The sequence below is a fragment of the Parcubacteria group bacterium genome (assembly GCA_016181765.1).
Lineage (GTDB): Bacteria > Patescibacteriota > Patescibacteriia > UBA2169 > UBA2169 > CG10-46-32.
In genome coordinates this window covers 1-15246 of the sequence record JACOYR010000003.1, presented here as the reverse complement: position 1 = coordinate 15246, position 15246 = coordinate 1, and the positions used below count along the sequence as shown (strand labels likewise).

General features: G+C 56.1%; 20 protein-coding genes. 16 read left to right on the top strand and 4 right to left on the bottom strand.

Features of this window, described 5'->3' with window-relative positions:
* Window position 1 precedes the first annotated feature (1 nt).
* From HYT31_02240 to lgt, 16 genes are read left to right on the top strand one after another with little or no spacing between them, the layout of a single operon-like run.
* Window positions 2–610, top strand: a complete 609-nt coding sequence (locus HYT31_02240; GenBank protein ID MBI2050601.1) for a hypothetical protein — start codon at window positions 2–4, stop codon at window positions 608–610.
* A 6-nt stretch (window positions 611–616) separates the two neighbouring features.
* Window positions 617–1189 carry a prepilin-type N-terminal cleavage/methylation domain-containing protein gene (locus tag HYT31_02235; protein MBI2050600.1) on the top strand — a complete coding sequence of 191 codons (573 nt, stop codon included), beginning with the start codon at window positions 617–619 and terminating at the stop codon, window positions 1187–1189.
* Window positions 1179–1964 (top strand): hypothetical protein, encoded by a 786-nt coding sequence (locus HYT31_02230; protein MBI2050599.1) that lies wholly within the window; start codon window positions 1179–1181, stop codon window positions 1962–1964. Before HYT31_02235 ends, HYT31_02230 begins: the two co-directional genes overlap by 11 nt.
* Before the next feature lie 30 nt (window positions 1965–1994).
* Entirely contained in the window at window positions 1995–4043 is a 2049-nt protein-coding gene (gene ligA, locus HYT31_02225; GenBank protein ID MBI2050598.1) for an NAD-dependent DNA ligase LigA, read from the top strand.
* A gap of 51 nt (window positions 4044–4094) precedes the next feature.
* Window positions 4095–4391, top strand: a complete 297-nt coding sequence (gene gatC / locus HYT31_02220; protein ID MBI2050597.1) for an Asp-tRNA(Asn)/Glu-tRNA(Gln) amidotransferase subunit GatC — start codon at window positions 4095–4097, stop codon at window positions 4389–4391.
* A 1-nt stretch (window position 4392) separates the two neighbouring features.
* The gene (gene gatA / locus HYT31_02215; GenBank protein MBI2050596.1) at window positions 4393–5856 is read left to right on the top strand and encodes an Asp-tRNA(Asn)/Glu-tRNA(Gln) amidotransferase subunit GatA; all 1464 of its coding nucleotides are present in this window, start codon (window positions 4393–4395) and stop codon (window positions 5854–5856) included.
* Window positions 5843–6592: a DsbA family protein gene (locus tag HYT31_02210; protein MBI2050595.1), complete on the top strand. Its 750-nt coding sequence runs from the start codon at window positions 5843–5845 to the stop codon at window positions 6590–6592. Before gatA ends, HYT31_02210 begins: the two co-directional genes overlap by 14 nt.
* A 1-nt stretch (window position 6593) precedes the next feature.
* The gene (locus HYT31_02205) at window positions 6594–7523 is read left to right on the top strand and encodes a DMT family transporter (protein MBI2050594.1); all 930 of its coding nucleotides are present in this window, start codon (window positions 6594–6596) and stop codon (window positions 7521–7523) included.
* Window positions 7520–7864, top strand: coding sequence for a riboflavin kinase (locus HYT31_02200; protein ID MBI2050593.1), 345 nt, complete (start codon window positions 7520–7522; stop codon window positions 7862–7864). The genes HYT31_02205 and HYT31_02200 overlap by 4 nt, the downstream gene beginning before the upstream one ends.
* A complete protein-coding gene (locus HYT31_02195) occupies window positions 7845–8285 on the top strand; it encodes an RpiB/LacA/LacB family sugar-phosphate isomerase (protein ID MBI2050592.1) in 441 nt (146 codons plus the stop codon). The genes HYT31_02200 and HYT31_02195 overlap by 20 nt, the downstream gene beginning before the upstream one ends.
* Window position 8286: 1 nt before the next feature.
* A complete protein-coding gene (locus HYT31_02190; protein ID MBI2050591.1) occupies window positions 8287–8913 on the top strand; it encodes a ribulose-phosphate 3-epimerase in 627 nt (208 codons plus the stop codon).
* A gap of 3 nt (window positions 8914–8916) precedes the next feature.
* Window positions 8917–9750 (top strand): transketolase, encoded by an 834-nt coding sequence (locus HYT31_02185; protein MBI2050590.1) that lies wholly within the window; start codon window positions 8917–8919, stop codon window positions 9748–9750.
* Between the two features lie 52 nt (window positions 9751–9802).
* Window positions 9803–10741: a transketolase family protein gene (locus HYT31_02180; GenBank protein MBI2050589.1), complete on the top strand. Its 939-nt coding sequence runs from the start codon at window positions 9803–9805 to the stop codon at window positions 10739–10741.
* A 2-nt stretch (window positions 10742–10743) separates the two neighbouring features.
* Window positions 10744–11664: a class II fructose-1,6-bisphosphate aldolase gene (gene fba / locus HYT31_02175; GenBank protein MBI2050588.1), complete on the top strand. Its 921-nt coding sequence runs from the start codon at window positions 10744–10746 to the stop codon at window positions 11662–11664.
* A 1-nt stretch (window position 11665) separates the two neighbouring features.
* The gene (locus HYT31_02170) at window positions 11666–12634 is read left to right on the top strand and encodes a D-glycerate dehydrogenase (protein MBI2050587.1); all 969 of its coding nucleotides are present in this window, start codon (window positions 11666–11668) and stop codon (window positions 12632–12634) included.
* Window position 12635: 1 nt separating this feature from the next.
* The gene (gene lgt, locus HYT31_02165; GenBank protein ID MBI2050586.1) at window positions 12636–13436 is read left to right on the top strand and encodes a prolipoprotein diacylglyceryl transferase; all 801 of its coding nucleotides are present in this window, start codon (window positions 12636–12638) and stop codon (window positions 13434–13436) included.
* Here lgt and HYT31_02160 read toward each other — a convergent pair.
* The 4 genes from HYT31_02160 to HYT31_02145 all read right to left on the bottom strand — a co-directional run bounded on the left by HYT31_02160 (window position 13401) and on the right by HYT31_02145 (window position 15089).
* Window positions 13401–14024, bottom strand: coding sequence for a sugar transferase (locus tag HYT31_02160; protein ID MBI2050585.1), 624 nt, complete (start codon window positions 14022–14024; stop codon window positions 13401–13403). The two genes, lgt and HYT31_02160, sit on opposite strands and share 36 nt — an antisense overlap.
* Before the next feature lie 13 nt (window positions 14025–14037).
* Window positions 14038–14460 carry a peptide-methionine (R)-S-oxide reductase MsrB gene (msrB, locus tag HYT31_02155; GenBank protein MBI2050584.1) on the bottom strand — a complete coding sequence of 141 codons (423 nt, stop codon included), beginning with the start codon at window positions 14458–14460 and terminating at the stop codon, window positions 14038–14040.
* Window positions 14461–14592: 132 nt separating this feature from the next.
* Window positions 14593–14868 carry a type II toxin-antitoxin system RelE/ParE family toxin gene (locus HYT31_02150; protein MBI2050583.1) on the bottom strand — a complete coding sequence of 92 codons (276 nt, stop codon included), beginning with the start codon at window positions 14866–14868 and terminating at the stop codon, window positions 14593–14595.
* On the bottom strand, window positions 14868–15089 hold the full coding sequence (locus tag HYT31_02145; GenBank protein ID MBI2050582.1) for a hypothetical protein: 222 nt from the start codon (window positions 15087–15089) through the stop codon (window positions 14868–14870). The genes HYT31_02150 and HYT31_02145 overlap by 1 nt, the downstream gene beginning before the upstream one ends.
* Window positions 15090–15246: the final 157 nt, after the last annotated feature.

The window sequence follows — 15246 nt, the reverse complement described above, 5'->3', positions numbered from 1 at the left end:
TATGTTGAACCAAAACGGGCAGGGGCTTTTGGAAACCGTTGTAGCTCTGGGCATCATCGTGTCCGGCTTAGTGGGCATGATGAACCTCACTATTGCGAACCAATCAGGGAGCGAGGACGCTTCGGAGCGGCTCATTGCCACCAACCTCGGCCGCGAGGGCATTGAGGTGGCGCGCTCAATCCGGGACACGAACTGGCTTTCGTGCGAGATTGCCGCGGGCGCGCTCTCCTGCAATGATTGGGACGAGGGCCTCTCCTTTGGGACCGACACAACGGCAGTGCCCTTGTTTGACGTGGAGTCCAACACGTGGTCAATTGATTTCACTCCGGACGCAATCACGCACGACTCTGCCCGGGTGTGGCGGCGCTCAAGCGGAGTGGCCGCGAACATCGGGACCCAGTTCCAGAGCGCGGTAGTAATCCCCGCCGACTCCACGCTCACCTCGTATCGCAGGCTCCTGGATATTTCATCCATCTGCAACGACAAGACCGTTGCCGCAAGCTGTACTGGCGAAAAAATCGGCATGCGGGTCCAGGCAACCGTTGAGTGGGCTTCGCGCGGCAGGGATTACAGCATTACGGTTGAGGAACGCTTATTCAATTGGAGATGAGTATATATGCGTACTGCTCCACGCCATAACCAATCCGGATTTACGCTTGTTGAGCTGCTCATCGCGATTGCGATTTTTGTGACCGCGCTCACCGCGGCCTCTGCCATTTTTACGTACGCGAACAAGAGCCAACGCGTCACCAAAGCCGTTACGGACGCGCAGTCAGACGCGCGGTTTAGCCTTGAGGTGATGGCCCAGCAGATCCGGCGCGGGTCCATTGACTACGCCTCAAGCGAGTATGGCGGGACCATCGCCGCGAATCCCCAGGACGTTTTGGTGCTCCGCACGAACACCGGGAGCTCGGTGTGGTTCAGGAGAAGCGCGAGCGCAGGCAGGGGCATTGTTGAGATGTCCGAAGACGGGGTGGTGTGGGCGGAGCTTACCCCTCCCTCGGTGTCGGTTGACATCCTCAAATTCTACCTGTCGCCCGCCACTGACCCGTTTGTTGCAAGTCCTGCTGCTAATGAACAGCCGCGCGTGACCATTACCATGGTAACCTCAAGCACCGGAGCCGGGGTCGCGACCCTGCTTCCGACTTACATCCAGACGACTGTAGCCTCACGCCAGTATGTGCGATAGCATCAAAAACCCATTGCGCGAACACGAAGGCTCCCTGCTTTTAATGTCCCTTTTGGTTCTCTCGGGCATCATGACCGCCGCCTCAAGTTTTGGCATCATCACCATCCAGAATTTGCGGCAATCCGTGCTTACGGACAACGGGCTCCGCGCGTTCTACGCGGCAGAGTCGGGTATTGAGGACGGCTTGTATGAGCTGCGCAAAAAAGAGACTGCGGTTGCGAGCATGAGTGCCTCGGGCGCTCTCTCCAATGGCGGGACATGGGAGCGGACCATTGACGCGTCCATTGCGAGTTTAGCGCAGGATCTGGGCGAGAACGATACCTGGGAAATCAGTTTATATGATCCGGACAGTTCACTCTCGCCGCTTGCAAGCACGGTCAAGTCGCTCAAGCTTGCGTGGACCGGCACAGGCTCCGAGTGGGTCCAGGCGCAGATAACTCCCTGGACCACGGCAGGCACGCTCGGCATTCCGAGCACGCAACTTTTCAGCGCCGCCTCAAACCCGGCGATCCTGAATTTACAGGATGCTTCCACAGTGCTCTACCGCGTCCGGCTTAAAGCGTTATATGATGACATCACAGATATGACCATTACGGCTTACAGCGGCCTTAACTGGGGAGGGTCGCAGGTGGATATTCCGGGGTACATCACCATGTACGCAACGGGCGCCTACAGCCGCGCGAACCAGGTGGTTAGGGCGCGCTTTCCGCACCGTGCGCCGCTCTCCGGCCAATTCGGGTACGTCTTGTTTAGCGAGGAGAATTTGATAAAGTAATAGCCCCCGCACACTTTATATTGGTAATCTATGACAAAATCAGAAGCACAGCAGCGCATCAAAAAACTGAAAGGCGAAATCAACCGGCACCGTTATGCGTACCACGTGCTTGACCGTTCCGAAATTTCGGACAGCGCGCACGACTCGCTCAAGCACGAGTTAGCGCGGTTGGAGGCCGCATTTCCGGAATTCGTCACCCCTGATTCTCCCACGCAGCGCGTGGCCGGCGAACCATTGCCCGAGTTCAAAAAGGTGCGCCATGAAGTGCGCATGCTTTCGCTGAATGACGTGTTCAGCCAAGATGAGGTTGGGGAGTGGGTTGCCCGGCTTGACCGCCACATGGGGCACGCGGTTGCGCGCGAGTTTTTTGCGGAAGTCAAAGCAGACGGCTTGGCCGTGAGCCTTGAGTATGAGGACGGGGTGTTTGTGGCTGGATCAACGCGCGGAGATGGAACCATCGGGGAAGAGGTGACCGAGAACTTGAAGACCATAGATGCGATTCCTCTCAAACTGGAGGCGCACGAAGTCAAAAAACTGGATGGCGGTTCGCCGCAGCGCGCCAATACTGCGGTCCAGCGGGCACAGAAAGGCCATGTAGAAATCCGCGGAGAGGTGTACTTGAAGAAGAAAGATTTTGAGGATCTCAACCGCCGCCAGAAAAAGAACAAGGAAAAACTCTACGCAAACCCGCGCAATGTGGCCGCAGGCTCCATTAGACAGCTTGATCCCAAGGTTGCGGCCGCGAGGAAGCTCTCATTCCTCGCCTGGGACGTCATAACTGACCTGGGCCAGGAAACGCACGCCGAGGCCCATGCCATAGCCGAGGCGCTTGGGTTTCCTACGGCGCGGGTGAACGAGCAGTGCAGTTCAATCAAAGAGTTGGAAGCCTACTACGAGGCCATTGATAAAAAGCGGGGAACGCTTGATTTTAACATAGACGGCATTGTGCTTATCTTGAACGACATCAAGGCATTCAGGAAGCTCGGGGTCGTGGGCAAGGCTCCGCGCGGCGCAGTGGCGTGGAAATTCAGCGCAGAACAGGCAACGACCCGGGTGCGGGACATTATCATTCAGGTGGGCAGGACCGGAGCATTGACGCCGGTTGCAATCCTTGAGCCCGTCAAGGTTGCGGGCACCACGGTTTCGCGCGCCACCCTGCACAATGAAGATGAAATCAAGCGCCTCGGCATCAGAATAGGGGATACGGTTATTATCCAGAAAGCCGGGGACATTATTCCTGATGTGGTGCAGGTGCTTCCCCGTTTGCGCACGGGGTCCGAAAAGGAGTTCCGCATGCCCGCGCAGTGCCCGGTGTGCGGGCACAAAGCCAAGCGCGCCCCGGGCGAGGCGGCGCACTATTGCGCCAATCGCGCCTGTCCGGCCAGGCACCGCGAAAATTTGTACCACTTTGTTTCAAAAAAAGCGATGAACATAGACGGGCTCGGTCCAAAGATCCTTGACCAGCTGCTTGACGCGGGCTTAATCCGGGATGGCGCCGACATTTTTACGCTCAAACAGGAGGATGTGCAAGAGCTTGAGCGCTTTGACATAACATCCGCGGAGAACCTCATCAAAGCGATTGATGCCAGCCGCGCGGTTGATCTGGGGCGGTTCATTTATGGCCTGGGCATCCGGCACGTGGGCGAGGAGACCGCGCAGGCCCTGGCATTGCACTTCGGATCATTGGATGCAGTCATGAGCGCATCCGAAGAAGCGCTCAATAAGGTATCGGACGTGGGGGGCGTTGTTACTAAATCCATTGCCGAATACTTCAGCGCAGAATCCAATCGCGCGCTTATTGGGCGCATCATCAAAAACGGGGTTGCGGTCAAAGGCATCAAGCTGCTCTCAAAAAAATTGGCCCACAAAACGTTCGTGCTCACGGGCACGCTTGATGCACTGACCCGGGATGAAGCCAAACAAAAAATTCGCCTCTTGGGCGGGGATGTTTCGTCATCAGTGAGCCTTAAAACCGATTATGTGGTGGCGGGCGAATCTGCCGGCTCAAAATTGGATAAAGCCGAAAAGCTCGGCATTAAAACCATAGGCGAAGATGAGTTTTTGAGGATGATCCAGTAGCTGGGCAACCCTTTGATATATAGGTGTTTTTTGGTATACTCTAGAGGTGGTATGGCAGAAAAAATATCCAAAAAAGAGGTGGAACACATAGCCCGGCTCGCGCGGCTTGAGCTCACCGAACAAGAAGTTGCGAGGTACGCGAAAGAACTTTCCGCGATTTTGGGGTACATCAGCCAACTGGAGGAAGTTGATGCCGAGAACGCGGCCATCACGTCCCAGGTGACCGGGTTGTCCAACGTCCTGCGCGAGGATCTAGTGGATGCGTGGGCTAATCCGGAAGAGCTCGCGGCCCTCGCGCCCGAGCACCAAGATGGTTTGGTAAAAGTCAAAGCAGTATTTGATGCGTAGTATGTGCACCGACATCCAGAAATTGACCATTGCGCAAGCCAAGCACGCGTTAGAGCGCACGGAATTCTCGTGCGTTGATTTGGTGAGTGCGTGTTTTGGCCGCATCCGCACGCATGATGGCGAGGTACGCGCGTTTTTGTCGCTGAACGAGGAACGCTCACTCGCCGAGGCAGAAGAGGTTGATAGGAAGATCAAGAACAAAGAGCCTTTGAGGGCTTTGGAAGGGATTCCGGTTGCCGTGAAAGACATTATTGCGACAAAAGGCTTGCGCACCACTGCCGCGTCAAAGATATTGGAAAATTTCATTCCGGCGCACGATGCGACGGTTGTCACCAGGCTCAAGCAAGCGGGCGCCATCATTGTCGGTAAAGCGAACTGCGATGAGTTTGCGCACGGTTCTTCAACCGAAAACTCGGCGTTCGGCCCAAGCCACAACCCCTGGGATCTTTCGCGCTCCCCGGGAGGCTCATCCGGAGGATCGGCGGCAGCGCTTGCCGCGGGTTTTTGCTTGGCGGCTCTGGGCACGGATACGGGCGGCTCAACGCGCCAGCCCGCTGGGTGGTGCAATTTGTACGGCTTGCGCCCCACCTATGGAAGGATTTCGCGGCATGGCATCATTTCCATGACCTCTTCAACGGACACGCCCGGGATTTTTGCAAAAACCGCGGAAGACTTAGCACTCGTGCTTGCCGTACTTTCGGGCCATGATCCGAGCCATGACGCAACCAGCCTGCCGTCCCCGGCGGATGATTACCCGTCAACACTGGATGCGCCCCTGCAAGGCCTTGCCATCGGGCTGCCCAAGGAATTTTTTGTCGGCTCAAATGATCCATCCGAAGAAGTGGTAAGTGAGGCTATTGCTCAATTTGAGGAACTGGGGGCAACGGTCAAACAGGTAACGCTTCCGCATACCAAGTATGCCATTGCCGCATACTACATCATCACCCCGTCTGAAATCAGTTCAAACTTAGGCAGGTTTGATGGCATCCGCTATGGCCATCGGTCAGACAAAGCCAACACCTTGCTGGAGGTGTACACTAAGACCAGGGGAGAGAACTTCGGACCCGAGGCAAAGCGCAGGATCATGCTCGGCACGTACGCGCTCTCCAGCGGATACTATGACGCGTACTACAAAAAAGCGCAAAAGGTGCGCACCATTATCGCGGATGAAGTGAAAAAGGTTCTGGAAAAAATTGATGTGCTCCTGACCCCGGTTTCCCCGCATCCCGCAATCAAGCTCGGTGAAAAGTCAGATGATCCGCTCGCCATGTATTTGGAGGACGTGTACATGATAACCGCGGCCCTGGCTGGCATTCCGGGGATTTCTATTCCCGCAGGGTTTGTTGATGGTTTGCCGGTTGGCGTGCAGTTAATGGCAAAGCAGCTTGGCGAAGCAACCCTCCTGCGAGCCGCATACCAATATGAAAAAATAACTGACTGGACCACACAGCATGCAAAACTTTAACGCAGAAGAAAAACCAAAGCGCACGGTCCGGAATGCTACCCTTGCCCTCCTCGGCGCAGGGATGCTCGTGTACGCGGTTTTTTTTGCAATACAAGTGTTCTCCATCCGAAGCCAGATACTTTCCGGGACCTATGATCCCTCGGGGATACTCGGGACAAGCTTTGACGCATACGGCGCCCGAACCTCGGGCGCGGGCGGCGCTAATGTTGACCAGAGAGGCGCCTATGACGTTGCGACTTTTGATGACCCCTCGCTCGGGCCTGCAAACGCAAAGGTGACCATTGTTGAGTTCGGTGATTTTGAGTGCCCGTTCTGCAAGCAGTCATTCCCCATCATCCGGACGCTTGCGCAGGAGTTCAAAGACGACGTGCGCCTCGTGTACCGCGATTTTCCGCTTGAAACCATCCATCCGAAAGCGCGCTTTGCGGCAGCAGCTGGGTACTGCGCCGAGGAGCAAGGTCTGTTCTGGGCTTTGCACGACAAGCTGTTCCAGAACCAGGAGGACCTCTCGCAGGCCGCAATTATGGGGTACGCGAACCAAATCGGGGCTGATTCAGCCGCGTTCGCGGCGTGCGTAAGCTCTCAAGCGGCCCAAGACGAAGTCAACAAGGACATTGCGGACGGCCAGGCAGCCGGAGTGTTGGGAACGCCCACGTGGTTCATTAACGGCATACGCGTTGCAGGCGTGATTCCAGAGGATGTGTTCAGGCAGATTATCATTGAGCTCGCCAAATAGCATGAAAAAATACGCCCCGTACCTCATCATCTTTGCCGCGCTTTTGTGGAGTTTGGACGGGCTCCTGCGCCGCAACCTCTACAGCCTTCCGGCCGCAGCCATCGTGCTCTTGGAGCACCTTTTAGGGCTTGCGGTTTTGGCTCCGCTCTTGGTTAAAGAATTCCGGCATTGGCTCACCCTCTCCTCGCGCACCTGGTATTCGGTTGCCGCCATCTCGCTCTTGGGCGGCACTGTCGGCACTATCGCGTACACCGCGGCCTTGGGAAAGGTCAGCTACATCTCATTTTCCGTGGTGGTGCTCTTGCAGCAGCTCCAGCCCTTATTCGCCATCGCCCTTGCCGGGCTCTTGCTCAAAGAGCGGATCACCAAGCGGTTCCTGGGGCTCGCGGCGCTCGCCTTGGCTGCGGCGTACTTTGTTTCGTTCCCCGACCTTTCCGTGAATGTGGCAACTGGCGGGGGCGCCATAGTAGCAAGCCTTTTGGCGCTTGCGGCGGCGTTTTCCTGGGGCGCTTCAACGGTCTTGGGCCGCTATGCGCTCTCGCGCCTCTCGTTCGTGTCTTTGTCGGGGTTGCGGTTCGCGTTAACGAGCGTGTTCGCGTTCCTGTTCCTGTACTCAACCGGAGACCTCGGCGCCCTGGGCGCCCTCACCAACACGCAGTGGTGGTACGTGCTCGCCATTGTATTCTCAACCGGCTTAGTCGCGCTCCTCATCTACTACAAGGGCCTCTCGCATGTTCCCGCGAGCATGTCCACCATCCTTGAGCTCGCGTGGCCCGTATCCGCGGTGTTTGTTGACCTTGCGTTTTTCAAGAACAGCCTATCCCCAACGCAGTGGATTGGCGCTTTCGTCCTCATTCTTGTTATACTGACCATATCGCGGGACGCGCGGCTCCATGAGCCGTTGTCCGATCCTGTCGGCCCCAAGTCATGACGTTTTCAGGCATTGTCATCCACGGGTCAAAGCACGGGCGCACCATCGGATACCCTACGGTCAACCTTGAAATCGCTGATTCAATTAAGTCCGCGCTTCCTGCGTACGGGGTGTATGCGGTTGGGGCCGTTGTCCGTGGCCGGGAGTATGCCGGCGCCTTGTTCTGGGGTAAGCGGACCCTGTTTCGCGACCGCGGTGACGTGTACGGAGAAGAGGTCAGTGTTGAGGTGATAACGCATATACGAGACGTCGTTGTGGTGAACGACAGCCGGGAATTGAAAGAGCTAATTTCACAAGACATACAAAACGTAAAAAAGGCATATGATTTATCTCGGAGCTGACCATGCGGGATTCAATTTAAAAGAGAGCATCAAGGCGTATCTGCACAAGCAGAAGCTCAACTGCGTTGATGTGGGCGCGGCCGAGTACCGTGCGGATGATGATTACCCGGAGTACGCGGCCATGGTCGCGAAAAAAGTCGCGAAAAGCCCCGGGGCGCGCGGGGTGCTCTTGTGCGGAACCGGGAATGGCATGGCAATCGCCGCAAACAAAATCAAAGGCATCCGCGCTGCGGTTGCCTGGGATTCGTACTCCGCCAAAAAAGCCGTCGAAGATGATGCAGCCAACATACTCGCCCTGCCGGCGCGGGACATTACGGAACAGCTTGCCATTGCCGCGGTTAAAGCGTATTTGAGCAGGCAGCCCTCCACAGCCAGCCGCCACAAGAGGCGCGTGGATAAAATCAGGAAACTGGAGAGATAGTATGGCGGAAGTGCTTTCGGCAATTTTGGAAAAAACGTTTGAAGGCGTGCAGTCCAAGTGCGAACGCCTCCTCGGGGTGTGCACACGCGCCCAGCTTGACATTATGGATGGCGCGTTTGTGCCGGAGACAACCTGGCAGGATGCATCCCGGCTTTCCGAACTTCCCCTGGAACTATCCTTTGACGCGCACCTGATGGTGGAAAAGCCGGAGCTCAAAATATCCGAATGGAACCGCGGAAACGTGTTTCGCATCACGTTCCACTCAAGCGCCACGTACGACGTGCTGCGCACCATCAGGATCATCAAAGAAACCGGCAAAGAGGTTGGCATAGCGCTGAATGTGGAACAGCCGGTTGCAAGCGTGTACGACGTGCTTGGCGAAGTTGACTTGGTGCTTTTGATGGGCGTGGAACCCGGGGCCCAGGGCAGGCAGTTTGACCCCAAGGTGATTGATAAGGTGCGGGAGTTGCGGGCGTACGATGCGTCAGTTGTTATTGGCGTTGACGGGGGAGTGAGCCCCCTGGTGGCGCCGAGCCTGATTGCGGCGGGCGCGAACGTGCTCGTTTCCGGGTCATACCTCTTTAGGGAAGAAGATATTGCAAAAGCAATAGCATCATTACTAGGATAGGGTATGGAGCCGATCACCGACATCAAAACGCTGAAAGCGAAAGCAACATCTATCCGCGTAAACATCATTAAGATGCTCGTGGAAGCCGGAAGCGGGCACAGCGCCGGGCCCTTGGGTATGGCGGACGTGTTCACTGCCTTGTACTTTAACGTCTTACACCACGACCCAAAGCGGCCGAATTGGCGCGAGCGGGACCGCATCATTCTCTCGTGCGGCCATATTTGTCCGGTGTGGTACGCAACGCTTGCGGAAGCAGGGTACTTTCCCAAGCGAGAGCTCTGGACGTTCCGCAAGATTAACTCGCATTTGCAGGGGCACCCCGAGTACCACTCCATTGCGGGAGTGGAAAACAGTGCCGGCCCGCTTGGGCAGGGTGTTTCTCTGGCAGTGGGCATGGCGTATGCCCTGCGCAATTTCGCGAAATCAAACCAACAGGTGTACCTCATCTCAAGCGACGGCGAGCAGAACGAGGGCCAGACCTGGGAGGCGGTGATGTTTGCGGCAAAGCACAAGCTGCCTAACCTTACCATGATCATGGACCGCAACAACATCCAGATAGACGGCGCTACCGAGGATATCATGCCCCTGGAATCCATCCGCGCCAAGTACGAAGCGTTCAACTGGCACGTCCTTGAAGTTGACGGGCACAACATCCCTGATGTGATTGATGCGTGCAGCCAAGCCAAGGCAATCGTTGAAAAACCGGTATGCATTATAGCCCACACCATTCCGGGCAAGGGAGTCAAGTTCATGGAAGGAAAATTTGAGTGGCACGGAAGATCCCCTAACAGAGAGGAAGCGGCTTTGGCATTACGCGAGCTCGGAGTGCGCCCATAATATGCGAGTCAGCGCAAAACAAAAATTGAGCACGCATCTTTTTTCAAAAAAGATTGCAATGGCTGCGACCCGCGACGGGTACGGCGAGGCTCTGGTTGCATTGGGCGAGAAGAATGGCAAGGTCATAGTGCTGTCCGCGGATTTGACCGAATCAACACGATCCAAAGCGTTCGCGGAACAGTTTCCGGAGCGGTTCGTGGAAGTCGGGGTCGCGGAGCAGAATCTTGCAGGGCTCGCGGCCGGCATGGCGCTGGCCGGGTATATTCCGTTTATGTCCTCGTTTGCCGTGTTTTCTCCGGGCCGCAACTGGGACCAGATTAGGGTGTCTATTTGCTACACGGCTGCGAACGTCAAAATCGCGGGCGGGCATACGGGCATATCCGTGGGCCCAGATGGGGCAACGCACCAGGCCATGGAGGACATTGCCTTAACGCGCGTTTTGCCGAACATGGCTGTGGTGGCGCCTGCGGACAGCCTTGAAGCCGCGAAAGCGACCTTGGCCGCGGCTTCCTTGGAAGGGCCGGTGTATCTACGGTTCGGCAGGCCGCAGGCGCCGGTGTTCACCACCAGAACATCGCCGTTTGAAATCGGGGTTGCGAACGTTTTAGCGGCAGGGACGGATGTTACCATTATCGCCTGCGGCCCAATGGTGTATACTAGCCTAGAGGCAGCTCTGGAGCTCGGGAAGAAGCACGGGGTCAAAGCAGAGGTCATCAACTGCCACACCATCAAGCCTCTTGATGTCAAGACACTCGCAGCAAGCGCGAAAAAGACTGGGGCAGTGGTTACCGCAGAAGAGCATCAGATCCATGGAGGGCTCGGAGGCGCGGTTGCGGAAGCCCTTGCAGAGCGCGCGCCCGTAGTCATGCGATTCGTGGGCATGCCGGATGCGTTCGGCGAATCAGGGGAAGCGCAGGAACTACTGGAAAAGTACGGCATGACCAAGGAAAAAATCGTAGCACAAAGCCTTGCCGTCATTAAAGAAAAATAAGCATGCGAGCCCACACCAAAAAATTATTACTCGCAGCCCAGCGCGGGCATTACGCGGTCGGCGCGTTCAACATCAATAACATGGAAATCAGCCACGCAATCGTTGAGGCTGCGGAGCGCGAAAAAGCGCCGGTCATCTGCCAGACGAGCGAGGGGAGCCTTGAGTACGCGGGCATGGACATGCTGGTGGCCATTGCAGTGCAGCTTGCGGACAAGTCAAAAATCCCGGTGAGCCTGCATTTGGACCACGGCACACATCCGGAGGTTGTCAGAGAAGCAATCCGAGCCGGGTACCAGTCCGTGATGTACGACGGCTCTGCGTACCCGTTTGTGAAGAACGTTGAGGCCACCAGGGCGATCGTCAAGCTCGCGCACCAGAGCGGTGTGAGCGTGGAGGCGGAGCTTGGCGCGCTTTCGGGCATAGAGGATTTTGTGAGCGTCAAGGACCGGGACGCGCACCTCACCAACCCGAGAGAGGCGCGCGAGTTCGTGAAAAAGACCGGATGCGATTTTTTGGCCATTGCCATCGGCACATCCCACGGGGCGTACAAGTTCCGCGGCCGCTCACAGCTTGATATGGAGCGGCTCAAGGAAATCAGGCGGAGCGTTTCCGTCCCTCTGGTCCTGCATGGCGCATCCAGCGTGCCCAAAGGTTTGGTGAAACAGGTGGAAAAGTTCGGCGGCGATTTAGGCGCGCCCGTGGGCGTTTCTGGCCGCGACCTCAAGAACGCGGTCAAGCACGGCATCTGCAAGGTGAATACTGATACCGATGTCCGCCTTGCGTTTACGGCGGGGATCAGGAAAATTCTCAAGCGCGAGCCGGATGAGTTTGACCCGCGCAAGCTCTTGGCTCCCGCGTACGAGGAAATGGTCGCGGTGATTCGTTGGAAAATTCGGTTGCTTGGGTCCAGTAACAAAGCGTAGTATGAAAAAACCATTGGTTGTCATTGCCCGCAACATACCTAAACAGGGATTGGAGGAGCTGTACAAGCACTGCCGCGTCATCATGCACAAGGACAGCACGCCGCCAACGCGCGCGCAGCTCTTATCATACGCAAAAAAAGCGGATGCTCTGGTTACGGTGCTTACGGAAAAGGTTGATGCAGAGCTTTTCGCGGCCGGAAAAAACCTTAAGATTGTGGCGAACTACGCCGTGGGCTACGACAACATGGATGTGAAAGCCGCGCACCGAGCCGGGGTGTACGTCACGAACACTCCCGGGGACCTCGGCGCAAGCGTTGCCGAACATGCCATGGGAATGATTCTCGTCCTCTCAAAGAAGATGCTCCAGGGTGACGCGTTTGTGCGCGCAGGGAAGTACAAGGCATGGGACCCGAACCTGCTTTTGGGTTCGGACGTGCGCGGCAAAACGTTGGGCATCATTGGGGTGGGGAACATCGGGTCAGTCCTGGTCAAGATCGCTCAAGGTGGGTTTGGCATGAAGATCCTGTACCACGACATCATCCGGAACAAAAAGATTGAACAGGAGCACCAGGCAAAGCGCGTTTCGCTTTCGGATCTCCTCAAAGCTTCGGACGCGGTTTCGGTGCATGTTCCGCTGCTCCCCTCAACGCGCCACCTCATCGGCGCAAAAGAATTGAACCTGATGAAGAAAACCGCGGTCCTCGTGAACACGGCGCGCGGACCCATTGTTGATGAAAAGGCCTTGGTCCGCGTATTGCGCGCGAACAGCATCGCGGGTGCGGGCCTGGATGTGTTTGAGTTTGAGCCACGCACGGCGCCGGGCTTATCCAAGCTCCCGAACGCGGTGCTCACCCCGCACATTGCGTCCGCGACCGTTGAGGCGAGAACGCACATGGGCGAGCTGGTGAGCCACAACGTGCTGGACGCGCTCATCCGCGGCACCAAGCCGCACAACGCCCTGGAGGCATAGCATGCTGGGTTTTCTGCACACATTCCAGCCGAGCCCGATTGCATTTTCCATTGGGCCGTTTGCGGTCCATTGGTATGGGCTGTTGTTGGCGCTCGGCGTGGTAGCGGGGTATTGGCTCGTGGGGAAACTTGCCAAGCAACAGGGCATAACCGCAGAACAGGCCAAAACCGTGTTGATCAACGCGCTCATCGGCGGCTTTATCGGCGCGCGGCTGTATCATGTGGTAACTGACTGGGGATTCTACGGCGTATATCCCGATCAAATCATCGCGGTGTGGAATGGGGGGCTTGCCATCCACGGCGCCATGCTTGGCGCGCTCGCGGTCATCGTATATTATGCCAAAAAGCGCGGATTAAGCTTCTGGAAGCTCGCGGATCTATTCGCTTTGCCTGCAATCTTGGGCCAGGCAATCGGCAGGTGGGGGAACTACTTTAACCAGGAATTATTCGGACGGCCCACTGATTCCGCGCTCGGCATTCCCATCACTGTTCTGAACCGGCCTGCCGGGTACCAGCAGTACGAGTACTTTCACCCCGCGTTTTTATACGAGTCCTTGATTAATTTCGCGATTTTTGCGTTTCTCCTCGCCATTTTTCAAAAGAAAAGAAGGCCAGATGGATTGGTATTCTGGCTGTACATCGGATTGTATTCCGCGGGGCGCATTATCGTTGAGTCATTCAGAATCAACGAGGCCGCAATGGTCGGTTCTCTGCGGCTGCCGTTTTTGGTGAGCCTGGTGCTCGCTGGCGCGTCAATCGCCATACTATTAAAGGCCTTGGCCGCGAAGCATAAACCACAGTGATTGGAGCAGAAGTTTGATGTCGCGGACCGCGACCGCGAGCCCGTTTTTGTTTTTCACGAACATGATGTAGTCAGCATCCAGCTTGTGCTCTCCGCCGTGCTTGTGCGCGTCCAGCTTGTGGATCTGCACGGGCCCGGTGAGCCCTGCTCTGATGGCTTTTTTGCGATACTCTCCGGCCGCGATTTCGTTTTCGTAGTCAACCGGGTTCCAGGGCCTGGGGCCGACCAGGCTCATGTCGCCGCGAAGGACGTTCCAGAGCTGGGGAAGCTCATCAAGGTAAAATGTTTTCAGGGCCTTCCCGCATGCGGTGATGTTTTTTGGGTTCCGCTCCAGCGGCTTGGTGTGCACCATCTCGCCCCGCGCACGAATGGGCTCATAGGCGGATGTTTTAAAGATCCGGAATTTGCGCAAAGTGAACGGCTCACCCCGTGAGATGCGCGTTTCCGTATACAGAATTGGGCCGCGGTTTTCGCGCACAAAGAAACCCTCAAGCTTAGTGCAGAGGGCTATGAGAATGACGAGCGGCGAGGAGAGGAAGAGGAGTGTGCTGGAAACAATCACGTCGAGCGTTCGTTTTAAAAACGGCATAGGTACTTGCGCATCAGGCGTGTATTGTTGTTTCATGTTCAGATTTCGGCTTAAAATTCAGACACGCGGAATTGATGCAGTACCGTTTGCCTGTGGGGGCGGGGCCGTCGTCAAACAGGTGGCCCAAGTGCCCGCCGCAGGTTTTGCACACCACCTCGGTCCGCGCCATGCCATTACTTGTGTCTTCGCGAAGTTCAATATTACCTTTATTCACCACGCCACCAAAACTGGGCCAGCCCGTGCCTGAATCAAACTTAGTGCCTGAATCAAACAGGGGAGTGCCGCACGCGGCGCACGCGTACATGCCGTTTTCGTGGTGATTAACGTACTTTCCGGTAAACGGGGCTTCGGTCCCTTTTTCGCGCAGAATCTCGTATTGTTCCGGAGTAAGCCTTTGCTTCCACTCCTCGTCTGTTTTGGGCATATTACCTGCCATAATGCTATAAGTATATCGTGTAACACAGCACGCGGCAAGACAAAAAGAAAGCCGCTGTGTCCGAACCAGGAGGGGGTCCGGACACAGCGGCGGGTGAGCGTTCAACACAGCACGCATGTCTCACATTGTGGTTCAAGCAACTCTTTTTTTGATTTCCGTATATACTGTTCCTCGGTGTTGGATGATGAGGATTTTGACGGCGTTCTCCTCAATGCTAAAAATCACCCGATAATCGCCCACGCGGAGCTTGCGGTATCCTTTAAGCGATTTGCGGAGCGGCTTGCCGTAGAGATCCGGATATGTCATGAGCCGCTCTTCAATGGCGCGTTTGATTTTTTGTTTCCACACATCCGGGAGCGCGGGAATATCTTCGCGTTTTACCAGATGGTGGTAGGTGACGGCGTACATTATGACCAGGCGTTTTCGTGAGACACAAATTTCGCGCCTTTACTATCACGCTCTCGAGCGAGCGTATCCCAGACCTGGTCTTCCTCAAGCTCAATGGCGGTTTCCAAGAGCCGGGCCGCTTTGGTTGCCTGGGGCACGCGGTCGCGCCGCGCGAGGTGTGCGAGCGCTTTTTCCATTGCCCCGGAGAGGCTTATGTTTATTCTCGTTTTTGTTGTCGGCATATGGCTATATTATGGCTGATGCATTTAGTGTATCAAAAGTGTATCACTTAGTCAAATGATAAGAGCGACACGTTGATTTCTTTTATTTTTTTCAATCCCTTATCATTGGTGATAAATTTCTCGGCCCCGAAATCAATAGCCGTGGCCACGTGAATGG

Coding starts and splice junctions, on each gene's coding strand:
- HYT31_02240 (MBI2050601.1), top strand. CDS start 2: ATGTTGAACCAAAACGGGCAGGGGCTTTTGGAAACCGTTGTAGCTCTG.
- HYT31_02235 (MBI2050600.1), top strand. CDS start 617: ATGCGTACTGCTCCACGCCATAACCAATCCGGATTTACGCTTGTTGAG.
- HYT31_02230 (MBI2050599.1), top strand. CDS start 1,179: ATGTGCGATAGCATCAAAAACCCATTGCGCGAACACGAAGGCTCCCTG.
- ligA (MBI2050598.1), top strand. CDS start 1,995: ATGACAAAATCAGAAGCACAGCAGCGCATCAAAAAACTGAAAGGCGAA.
- gatC (MBI2050597.1), top strand. CDS start 4,095: ATGGCAGAAAAAATATCCAAAAAAGAGGTGGAACACATAGCCCGGCTC.
- gatA (MBI2050596.1), top strand. CDS start 4,393: ATGTGCACCGACATCCAGAAATTGACCATTGCGCAAGCCAAGCACGCG.
- HYT31_02210 (MBI2050595.1), top strand. CDS start 5,843: ATGCAAAACTTTAACGCAGAAGAAAAACCAAAGCGCACGGTCCGGAAT.
- HYT31_02205 (MBI2050594.1), top strand. CDS start 6,594: ATGAAAAAATACGCCCCGTACCTCATCATCTTTGCCGCGCTTTTGTGG.
- HYT31_02200 (MBI2050593.1), top strand. CDS start 7,520: ATGACGTTTTCAGGCATTGTCATCCACGGGTCAAAGCACGGGCGCACC.
- HYT31_02195 (MBI2050592.1), top strand. CDS start 7,845: ATGATTTATCTCGGAGCTGACCATGCGGGATTCAATTTAAAAGAGAGC.
- HYT31_02190 (MBI2050591.1), top strand. CDS start 8,287: ATGGCGGAAGTGCTTTCGGCAATTTTGGAAAAAACGTTTGAAGGCGTG.
- HYT31_02185 (MBI2050590.1), top strand. CDS start 8,917: ATGGAGCCGATCACCGACATCAAAACGCTGAAAGCGAAAGCAACATCT.
- fba (MBI2050588.1), top strand. CDS start 10,744: ATGCGAGCCCACACCAAAAAATTATTACTCGCAGCCCAGCGCGGGCAT.
- HYT31_02170 (MBI2050587.1), top strand. CDS start 11,666: ATGAAAAAACCATTGGTTGTCATTGCCCGCAACATACCTAAACAGGGA.
- lgt (MBI2050586.1), top strand. CDS start 12,636: ATGCTGGGTTTTCTGCACACATTCCAGCCGAGCCCGATTGCATTTTCC.
- HYT31_02160 (MBI2050585.1), bottom strand. CDS start 14,024: ATGCCGTTTTTAAAACGAACGCTCGACGTGATTGTTTCCAGCACACTC.
- msrB (MBI2050584.1), bottom strand. CDS start 14,460: ATGGCAGGTAATATGCCCAAAACAGACGAGGAGTGGAAGCAAAGGCTT.
- HYT31_02150 (MBI2050583.1), bottom strand. CDS start 14,868: ATGTACGCCGTCACCTACCACCATCTGGTAAAACGCGAAGATATTCCC.
- HYT31_02145 (MBI2050582.1), bottom strand. CDS start 15,089: ATGCCGACAACAAAAACGAGAATAAACATAAGCCTCTCCGGGGCAATG.